The sequence below is a fragment of the Clostridium sp. genome (genome assembly GCF_036569345.1).
GTDB lineage: Bacteria > Bacillota > Clostridia > Clostridiales > Clostridiaceae > Clostridium_AD.
Genome location: NZ_DATCQT010000127.1, coordinates 1 through 5313 on the forward strand (window position 1 = coordinate 1; position 5313 = coordinate 5313).

The following is a 5313-nucleotide window of genomic DNA, read 5'->3' on the forward strand; positions in this document are numbered from 1 at the left end:
CATAGCCATCAACCTTAGAATTCAATAATTTGTAAATATGATTACAACTATATTTTTATACAAATTGGAAATGATTTTTGGTAATGATTTTAGAGTTAAACGTGATATTTATAGTTTTGACCCCAAATTGACGCAACTTTAATAAGCCTTCACAAAATAAATAAAATAAAGTTCTAAATAAGTATTTATATACCAGTATTAGCTTGCCATTTTTACCAAATCAATTTCAAATTTCTTAAGGTTTTGCAATATTAAAAAGGGTGTTTTCTTGCCTTTTTTCTTAGATTTCATGCCATATCGTTCAATAGAGGATACTATACGATGAAATATTTGATATAAAACTATTTTACCTTTAAAAATATTCATATATATTTCATTGAAATATTGTTTCACAGTACCAAAGGATTTTATTTCACTTAACTCTTTACCAGTTTTCAGATAATTTAATTTACGAGCTGTAAAAACTATTGTTGAAGTAAGTAATAACATAATTAATCTACCGTATATAAAACATTGTATTCTTTCTAATCCTGAATTTCTAACTTCATGGATTTTAAAAAGAGATTTCCATATTTTAAACATTAATTCTATCTGCCACCTTAATGTATAAATATGGTATATTTGTTCAGTGGATAATATTTCACAGGGTACATTGCTAATGTAACAATTATAATCAAGCCACCACTTATCCTTATGAATATTTTTTCGTTTACCTCTTACTTTTTGACTATTAATTTCTTTTTTTCGCTTGCATTCTTCTGTTAATTTAGTTAAAATTAATCTGACTTTAATTCTAGTTTTACTGGTATTTCCTATGTAAATGTTATCGAACTCTAAGGTTTCGCCTTCCGTTAAAGGCTCTGCGAGCGCTTTAATATCTACATAGGAATATCTTTCTCGTATTGTAACTTTACCTTTACGTCCATATTCAGAGACTTCCCCTTTTTTGTAAAGGTTAGCGTTGACCTTAAGCCTAGATATATAAAAAGCTTCCTTTTCTTCAATAATTTTCAGATCTTCTGTTTTAAAATATCCTAAATCTTTTAAAGATAAATCACCTTTTTCAATAGTATTTTGAAGTGTTGGAAGATACTTCGCATCTGAAACTGATCCCGCTCCAAGCTCACAATGAATAAATTCACCAGTCAATAAATCATATTGTAGTTGAATCTTAACAGATGATTTTATTCCACACCCCTTGTAACTCGCTGCATGCTTATCATCTAACTTAAATCCAGTAGAATCAACTACTGTGATCCTATTAAAATAGCATTTTAATAATGGTTCATTATCTCTTAAAACCTCATTTTCAAAATTTAACATGTCATGTAATATCTTTTCAAGAAAATTCACGGATTTCTTATTAAATCGTTTACTTAATGCCTGAGGTGATATTGATACTTTTTCATTAGATTCTAATTTGGCACACAAGTTCGATAAGGAAGAGGAGCATAAGTCTTCACCTAGAAAGGTGCATAGGTTTAGAAAAGATTTAGCAGAAACTTTACCCTTCCTAATATTAAACTGATGTTTTTTAGCTAACTTTTCAATTCTATTAAGGTTGTACACCTTTTCTAAATTGAAAATTATTTGTTTAATTTTTTTTCTGTTCATCGTAAATAACATCCTTTCAGCTAGTTTTATATATATTTGAAGAAAAGTTATATATACACTAATTATATATTATTTAACAATAAATCAAAAAACAAAAGGTGTATTTTATACCATAATTAGGTTAAAATACACTCTTTAGTGAAAATAAATATTCTGTTTTTTTTAGGTTCTATTTATATGCAGGTATTTAGTTAAAAACCTTTACTATTTACATTTAATGGGCCCGTTAGGTTGATGGCTATGGTAACGGGGTCGTGTCAGCAGACCAATAAATGTAAACTATCTGTAAAAGAATAGAAAATTCCCCATGGACGTGAATAGTAACATAGCTTGTTCGTTTCACTTCCAATCTATGTAAGATGCCAGACCCCTAGGTAAATATGTATCTCCATCTAAATTTACTTTTTTAGCAAGTTCTGAATCTCCATATTTACTAAAGGCATTATTGTACCCAGCGTTGTCTTTAATACTTATACCATATTTAACACATGTACCATACTCTTAAGCAACTTCCATATATTTATTATCAGCAATCATTGTAGCTGCTTTATCATTTTCAACATAAGATATGAATTCTTAAAAACATCATCATTTAGTATGTCCTTAGCTAAAAGCAATGCCTTTTCTTCAATCTCTGTTAGAATGTTATCCACAGCGGTTTCCGCAAGCTGTTTCCTATATAATAAAAATGACCCCATAGAAGAAACTGTTTCCAGTTTCTTCTATGGGGTCAGGTCTAAAACAAATAATTGTAAATTTAATAAGTGCTTTAAGATGATTTTATTTTAGATAAGAGGTTACTAAAATGCCTCCGGATAAACTAGTTAATAAAGTTGTTTTAAATCAAATTATCTATACCATTAACCGTAGTTTGTTCATTGTCATTAATAGGAATAACTATACATTTTTGGCCATTAATTATTTGAGATTTTATTTGAGGTACTTTTTCGGGTTTTACCTGTACTATTACATCATAATGAAGGGTAACATTATTATCTTCTTCAAATGCATCTGGAACTTTCTCTAAATTAGTTTCTAAAGTTTCTTCTAAATCAGTTGCGCAAGCTTCTTCTAAAACCACATTATCATCGTTAACTTCTGTAGACAGTTGAACTTCCTTATCTATAGTATTCTCTTGTTTAACTTGATCAAGTCTAGCTTGAAGTATTTCCACTTGTTTGTGAAGGTGTTCTTCCTTTTTTCTTTGCGCATTAGCCTTAAGAACCTTTGCGTCAATTAAATTTTTAGCTATTGTGATATCATCACCAAAGTTCTCTACATAGGAGTTTTCAATCTTAGTAGTAATTTCCTGCGGAACTTCACTTTCTATTAAAAGTTTTTGTATATCCTTCTTTGTTAAGCTTATAGGTTCACAATCTGCATCATCGTTTAAATCATTGTATTCTTCTATCATAGTACTTAGGTTTTCTTGTATATCCATAAAAATTTTATCAGCTTTAATTTCATCTGAACTAAAAGAATCTTTAATAATTGATTGGAATGTTTCCTTTTGCACCGTAGCAGTTTGTTTTGAGAGGCACCCTAGAACATTTTCCATTAATTCAGTATGTGTATCCTTTGCATTTTTTGTGTAATACATAATAGAGTTAACATCTGAACTACGATCAATAAAAGCAGGAAACACAAAGCCATTAGTTGGGGACTCTACTACCCAATCTCTAATACGTGCTTTTATTTTATTTTGCTGCTCAAAGTATCTAAGACCAGGCTCTGAAAGTGAAACTGGACATATTGCACATAACACATATTCATATACTTCTTCAGATTCATCTATTTTTACATTATCTTTGGTTTTGCTTATAACATCATAAGCATCATGAAAAAAGAGTATTAAAAAATTACCGGTGTAATCATAATTAGCTATAATCAAATCATAAAGATTATCAAGGTAAGCATCATCTTTTAATTGACTGTTTTTAAGTTGCATAAGAGAAATTTGTCTTTCATTTGTAAAATCTTCATTAGTTGAAAAGTTAAGTTCTAAAATATTATTCCCAATAGTTCCAGAAAGTACTTTTTTAGCAATTTCTAAATATTTAAAGTATTCTTCCTCATCTAAATTTAGAAAGCTTTCTCTAAATTTTAAAATAGTATGTTTTTCTCCATTAACATAGCAGCCACAAACTTTAGTGAAGGTGCATTGTTCTTTTTTAAAACGTCTTTTTAACTCAAGTATATCTTTTCTTCTCATGTATAAGCTCCTCAATTTATAGACAAACCTTACGTAAATTTATAGTTGAAAAGGTTTGTCTTTAGTATTTTTTATTTGTAGCTATAATTAATATATTATCGTTATTAATTATAGTATTTTTTTTACAAAAAATAAAGGATATATATATTAATCAATCTTTTAATTCGAAGTCCGTAACTCTAAACCTAATTATACAATTTGACATGTTATGTTAAATTAATATTATCCATTTTAAGGTATACCTTATGATACCTTCTAAGCAGTATATATTCCTATGAGGGGTAGCGCAATTTCCGAAGTAGTATTTATAAAAATTAGAATAGTTAATGTAGCTCTGGGGTAAGCTCAGGGTTTTATTTTTACGCATTTTTACAAATATTGCAGGAAAAGATAGATTTGTGTTGAATAAATATGTTAGCGAAAGCAGTAAACTGTACTATTAAGTAAGAATATTATATTTACATATAATGTCTATAATCGGAAGTTCAAAAATGAAAAGTTAACGGGGATATGTCCATCTTGTATAATATGACGAAATAATGAGTTCCTATATTTTGAGGGGAGGAATAAAAGTGGAATTTTATATTAGACCAATAAATGTTGGTGACGGTAAAGGTATCAATGAATTAAGACGGATGCCGGGTGTATATGAAAATATTTTAGGTATTCCGTCAGAGAGGATAAAACGCAATGAAGATTTCATTGTTAATATGGATGTCAATCAACATGTGTTTGTTGCTGTTTCAAAGATTCAAAGTGGTGAAGAAATAATTATAGGCACTGCTGGCTTAACTGTAAATGCTAACCATCGCATCCGACATAGCGGTAGCATCGGCATAATGATTCACAAAGCCTATCAAAATAAAGGTGTTGGTACTACCCTAATGAATGCACTTATTGATGTGGCTGACAACTGGTTAATGCTTGTTAGAATTGAATTGACTGTTCTTGAGGATAATGAACGAGCTATAAATTTGTATGAGAAGTTTGGATTTGAAAAGGAAGGAATTAAGCGTCTTGCAGTAATAAGAAAGGGGAAATATGAAAACGAATATTTGATGGCGAGAATAAACTCTGCCCACATATAATGAGCAAAGTGTTAATTCAGAATATTTAATTAATATATAATATTTTATATCTATAAATTGGGAGGGTCAGTATGGTTGTAAAAATATGTGAAATTATTAATGATGAGTATTGCTGCGATATTGATATAACTATTGAGGAATGGAAACAATTATTAACTAATCCTACAGTTTTCGATGATAAAAGCAAAGAAGCTATAAAAAAGTGGTATATAGAACCTATATATTCTGCTACTTGTGGTTATATAGGTAAAAAATATAATGAGCACAGTATGAGTGCTAATGGAATTATAAATGGTTTAGCGGGAAGAGTCCAAAAGGAACTTGGACGGTTCGTTGTTAAGGGAGTAGGAGGTATAGCTGCAGGCACAAGATTTATTGTGGTAATGAAAAGCAAATTGA

At 29.4% G+C, this 5313-nt stretch carries 4 protein-coding genes and 1 pseudogene; 2 read left to right on the forward strand and 3 right to left on the reverse strand.

Annotated features, from left to right (window positions below; translation table 11 throughout):
* Positions 1-198 precede the first annotated feature (198 nt).
* The 3 genes from VIM70_RS12250 to VIM70_RS12260 form a co-directional block, all read right to left on the reverse strand.
* Positions 199-1614 (reverse strand): IS4 family transposase, encoded by a 1416-nt coding sequence (locus tag VIM70_RS12250; protein WP_331946047.1) that lies wholly within the window; start codon positions 1612-1614, stop codon positions 199-201.
* Positions 1615-2147: 533 nt separating this feature from the next.
* Positions 2148-2312 carry a hypothetical protein gene (locus VIM70_RS12255; RefSeq protein ID WP_331946048.1) on the reverse strand — a complete coding sequence of 55 codons (165 nt, stop codon included), beginning with the start codon at positions 2310-2312 and terminating at the stop codon, positions 2148-2150.
* Positions 2313-2452: 140 nt separating this feature from the next.
* Positions 2453-3826, reverse strand: coding sequence for a DUF4317 domain-containing protein (locus VIM70_RS12260; protein WP_331946049.1), 1374 nt, complete (start codon positions 3824-3826; stop codon positions 2453-2455).
* Positions 3827-4398: 572 nt separating this feature from the next.
* On the opposite strand from VIM70_RS12260, the gene VIM70_RS12265 reads away from it, so the two are divergent.
* Together VIM70_RS12265 and VIM70_RS12270 are read left to right on the forward strand one after the other, a co-directional pair.
* The gene (locus VIM70_RS12265) at positions 4399-4914 is read left to right on the forward strand and encodes a GNAT family N-acetyltransferase (protein WP_331946050.1); all 516 of its coding nucleotides are present in this window, start codon (positions 4399-4401) and stop codon (positions 4912-4914) included.
* A gap of 71 nt (positions 4915-4985) precedes the next feature.
* Positions 4986-5313 (forward strand): annotated as a pseudogene (locus VIM70_RS12270) (HNH endonuclease); the annotation flags it as partial.